A 4,941-nucleotide genomic window follows, 5' to 3' on the forward strand; every position below is an offset into this window, starting at 1 on the left:
GTTGCGGCTAAAAAAGCGCCACTCGTCGTTGCTCGTCACTCAGTTAGAACCACTAAATTCATTTCTCGCGCCTAGATTGGCGCTTTTTTAGTCACAACAGAGGCAACCAAATTAGTGTGAACAGGCCCTAAGAAGGGTAACCATGCTGACAGCCCACAAGGCAACTCAGCACTACTTCTCCAGGCCCCGTATCCCGGGGCCTTTTTTTGTCCGCAGACGGGTGTCCCGCACACTCGCCAGCCCCCCGGCGCCGCATTATAGTGAAGGAAGGCATATTCAATAGGGAGGCTATTGCAGGTGGTTGCCCAGACAAACCGTATTCTGGTGATCGGTTCCGTTACCATCGACAACATTGTTTCCGTGGCCCAGGAGGCGATTGAGCGGATCTCCCTGCACAACGGGGAGACCTCATTCCTGCTGCTGGAACAGGGCCGCAAAGTCGACGCAGACAGTATCTCCAGTCATGTGGGTGGCGGCGCGGCCAATGTGGCCGTGGCGATGGCCCGCCAGGGTCTGGATGTGGACATCCTGGCACTGGCCGGGGAGGATTTGAATGGCCGGAAAATTCGCCAGCGCCTGATAGATGAAGGTGTGGGTACTCAATATTTCATCAGCCAACCGGACTGGCAAACCGGCAACTCCATCCTGATCTATTCCCACGACCAGAACGCCGCGATCTTCACCAAGCGGGGGGTTAACAGCGGCATCGGAGGACAGCTGCAGCGGGTCAATTTTGCCGATTACCGGCTGGTCTATGTGGGCTGCCTGTCCAGTCACTCCCGCGCCTGTTTTCCCCGCATTGTCGAACAAGCCAAGAGTGCCGGTTGTCTGGTGGCGGCCAACCCCTGCATAGGTCAGGACGAGGACGCCATCGACCAGTTTCTCGCCGTGGCGGAAAACATCGACTACCTGTCCCTCAACAAGCAGGAGACCATTGCCCTGCTCGCCAGAACCCATCGACGCCTGTATACCAAAGTGCCACTGCTGGCGACGCCCGGAGCAGAGGCGCCGCCGTTGATGCGCTCTGGCCTGCACGTCAACGATTACTGGTTGCCCCTGAACGATGTGATGTCGATGATCTGCAGCACCGGCCCTGGCTGTTTCTCGCTCACCGACGGCAGCTCCGGCGCCTACCTGTTTGACGGCAAACAATTACTGTACTGTCCTGCGGCGGACGTGGCGCCCATGGGCACCGCCGGTGCCGGCGACGCCTTCGCCGCTACCATCGTGGCGCAACTGCTGCAGGGGCATGATTCCCTGCGGGCGCTCTATGCTGCCAGCCGCAACGCCGCCAGTGTGGTGGGCTATATGGACACCCAAAGCGGTCTGTTGCGGACAGCGGAAATGGACCGATTGGTGACCACCGGGCATCCGGAACAGGCCATCAGCGTGCTCGGCAATACCCTCTTACCCGATGACAATCTGGCATTTTAAGGTCTTATCTGGAGACATAAAAAAAGCCCGCTGTGCGGGCTTTTTTCTGGGTTGGCATCACTGGCGAATGAGGCGATTGTCGATCAGTTGATCCACCACCGAGGGGTCCGCCAGGGTGGAGGTATCCCCCAGGTTTTCCAGCTCGTTGGCGGCGATCTTGCGCAGGATACGGCGCATGATTTTGCCAGAGCGGGTTTTCGGCAGACCGGGGGCCCAGTGGATGTGGTCCGGTTTGGCGATGGGGCCAATCTCCTTGACACACATGCCAACCAGTTCCTTGCGCAACTCATCCGAGGGCTCTTCACCGCTCATCAGGGTGACATAGGCATAAATGCCCTGGCCCTTGATATCGTGGTGACAACCGACCACCGCGGCTTCCGCCACCTTGGGATGCAGTACCAGCGCACTTTCCACCTCGGCTGTGCCCATGCGGTGACCGGAAACGTTCAGCACATCGTCCACCCGACCGGTGATCCAGTAGTGTCCATCGGCATCGCGACGGGCACCGTCCCCGGTGAAGTAATAACCCTTGTAGGGGGCGAAATAGGTTTCCCTAAAGCGATTCATATCGCCATAGACACCGCGGATCTGGGAGGGCCAGGAGGCTTTGATCGCCAACACGCCCTCACCGGCACCCTCGATGAGCTGGCCGCTTTCGCTGTCCAGCAACACCGGTTGCACACCAAAAAAGGGTACGGTGGCACAGCCGGGCTTCATGGGAATAGCACCGGGCATCGGCGTCAACATATGCGCACCGGTTTCAGTCTGCCACCAGGTATCCACGATGGGGCAATGCTCATTGCCGACCACTTTGTAATACCATTCCCAGGCTTCCGGGTTGATTGGCTCGCCCACGGTACCCAACAGGCGCAGTGAACTGAGATCGCACTTTTTCACAAAGTCGTCACCGGCACCCATCAGTGAGCGGATGGCGGTGGGCGCAGTGTAGAAAATATTCACCTTGTGTTTGTCTACCACTTGCCAGAAACGGGAGGCATCCGGGTAGGAGGGTACCCCTTCAAACAGCAAGGTGGTGGCGCCGTTGCAAAGAGGTCCGTAGACGATATAACTGTGGCCGGTTACCCAGCCCACATCGGCGGTACACCAGTAAACCTCACCCTCTTTGTAATCAAACACATACATATGGGTCATGGCGGCTTGCAGCAGATAACCAGCGGTAGTGTGCAAGACACCTTTTGGCATGCCGGTGGAGCCGGAGGTATAGAGAATAAACAGCGGGTCTTCCGCATCCATGGGCTCTGGCGAGTAATACTCTTTTGCCTCGGCAAGTGCGTCGTGATACCAGATATCGCGCCCGTCTTTCCACTCCACCAGACCGCGAGTCCGCTCCACCACGATACAGCTGTGCACATTGGGGCACTGTCGCATGGCCTCATCGGCATTTGCTTTAAGGGGTACTCTTTTGCCTCCCCGCAAGCCTTCATCAGCAGTGATCAGAACCTGGCAGTTGGAGTCGAGAATTCTGTCCCGCAGTGCATCCGGGGAAAAACCGCCAAACACCACGGAGTGGATTGCACCAATGCGGGCACAGGCCAACATGGCATAAGTCGCTTCGGGAATCATCGGCATGTAAATGCAGACCCGATCACCCTTCTTCACCCCGCGGGATTTCAGCACATTGGCCAGTCTGTTGACCTGATCGCTGAGCTGATTAAAGGTGATATAGGCGCTTTCCTCGGGGTTGTCGCCCTCCCAGATAATCGCCGTCTGCTCGCCACGAGTGGCCAGATGGCGATCTATACAGTTGACCGTGACATTCAGCTTGCCGCCGGCAAACCAGCTTGCCTCACCGGTGGTGAAATCATAGCTGCAGACAGTATCCCAGCGTGTTTCCCAATCGAGAAATTCCTCCGCCATTTCGGCCCAAAAATTATCCGCATCATCAATTGAACGCCGATACATCTCGTTGTAGGTATCGAGATCAATATGCGCCAAACCGGCAAAATGCTCGGGGACGGGACGTACGTGAGTTTCAGACATGGAATCCTCCCTTAACTTATAGATGTTCTATGGGATTCAGATTAATAGAGAATGAGCCTAGCATCTATTCGACCTTTGCATAACAACTACCCGCCAAAGGTAGGAGATAACGGACATTCAAGGGGAAAATGGCGTTGTGAGAAGCCACTCACCAGCGCATCACCGCAGGCAGCTGCGCCAACCGTCCCGGCTGCTTGCCAAAGCGGTGGCTGACCTGGGCGAGAAACAGTTCAGCGGTGGCAACCGCATCCACCAGCGCGTTGTGGGCGCTGTAATCCGGCAGGTTGTAGCGGCGGCGGGATTCCGACAAGCGCAGGCTCTGGCCGTGCCGACCGCTGCTGTTGCGCTGCAACCGCTGGTCTTCCAGGGCCATGGTGTCCACCACTGGCACCAGCAGTGGCACACCATAGAGCGCCTGGCAGGCCTGCTGTAAAAACGCCATGTCCAGACTGGCGCAGTGCAATACCATCACCCTGCCCTGCAGGGCATCCAACAGCGAATCCATCGCCTCGCGCAAACCACCGGCATCGTCGATATCCCGATCGTGTATGCCGTGAATGACCGCGCTCTGCCCCACCCCCAGATCACTGCTGACCAGCCGGTGGGAGGCACCCGTCAGCACCACCCGGAGGTTATCCACCGGCACGAATCCCACGCTGAGGATATGATCTGTCTGGGCATTCATACCGGTCATTTCCAGGTCCACGGCGAGATAGTTAGCCCGGTGTAAATCATCTTGCAGATCTGGGAGTTCCTTTCCCAAATAACGCGCCATGGCGGTGCCCTGACACCGTGCCAGATAGCGTCTTTGCCGCAACCGGACAGTCCAGCGTTTGAGCATCACATCAATCCGTGGGTGAACTTGAGCCGCAAGGCTGCCTGGGCATTGGTGACCACGGCAAAGGCATCCCGCAACTGGTGACGGGACAAGGACGAAAACGACTCGGGATTAAGGTGATTGTCGGGCTTTTGCCCTTCCCGCAACTGCTCGCCCTGGTGCTCCAGCCGCAGTCGGGAAATGAACTCGTGGGCATCGATCAGGTTGCGGGCATCTTTCAGGGTCAGCAACTTGCGGTTCACCGCTTCCTGCAATCGCTCCAGGGTATGCACCTGCTCTGCCCCTATTGAAAGGGCATAAATCCGGGCGATATCGTTGATCGGCATAATGCCGCGCAGTTTTACGTCCAGGGTATTTTTGTGCTCGCCGCTGTGTTCCACCACGAAATGCTTGAAGAACCCCATCGGCGGCGTGAGCTTCAGGGCATTGGCGGTCAGGTTGGCCAGGAAAATTTCGTTGCCGCGGGCGGCTTCGCAGACCGTCTGCTGCAAATCCTTGAACAGCTTTTCATCGCCGAAGACACAGCGCATATCAAAGAAAATGCTGGCGTGCATCAAGGCCTTTGACGAGGGCTGGTTGATCCAGCGCAGAAACTGTTTCTTCCAGCCCACCAGCGGCTGTCGCCATTCATTGGTGGAGGCCATGATGTCGCCGGGGCAGTACAGGTA

The 4,941-nt window shown here is 57.5% G+C and carries 4 protein-coding genes; 1 reads left to right on the plus strand and 3 read right to left on the minus strand.

Going from position 1 to position 4,941, the window contains the following annotated elements:
• Positions 1-297: 297 nt before the first annotated feature.
• Entirely contained in the window at positions 298-1,434 is a 1,137-nt protein-coding gene (locus tag ABY948_RS11110; RefSeq protein ID WP_461482602.1) for a carbohydrate kinase family protein, read from the plus strand.
• 57 nt (positions 1,435-1,491) lie between these two features.
• Here ABY948_RS11110 and acs read toward each other — a convergent pair whose 3' ends face one another.
• From acs to ABY948_RS11125, 3 genes are all read right to left on the minus strand, one after another.
• Positions 1,492-3,435 carry an acetate--CoA ligase gene (gene acs / locus ABY948_RS11115; RefSeq protein WP_461482603.1) on the minus strand — a complete coding sequence of 648 codons (1,944 nt, stop codon included), beginning with the start codon at positions 3,433-3,435 and terminating at the stop codon, positions 1,492-1,494.
• A gap of 148 nt (positions 3,436-3,583) precedes the next feature.
• Positions 3,584-4,198: an exonuclease domain-containing protein gene (locus tag ABY948_RS11120; protein ID WP_461482604.1), complete on the minus strand. Its 615-nt coding sequence runs from the start codon at positions 4,196-4,198 to the stop codon at positions 3,584-3,586.
• Between the two features lie 77 nt (positions 4,199-4,275).
• The coding region (locus tag ABY948_RS11125) for a putative nucleotidyltransferase substrate binding domain-containing protein (RefSeq protein WP_461482605.1) at positions 4,276-4,941 on the minus strand (666 nt) is incomplete at its 5' end.

It is taken from the genome of Porticoccus sp., assembly GCF_041592135.1.
In the GTDB taxonomy this organism is placed as follows: Bacteria; Pseudomonadota; Gammaproteobacteria; order Pseudomonadales; family Porticoccaceae; genus Porticoccus.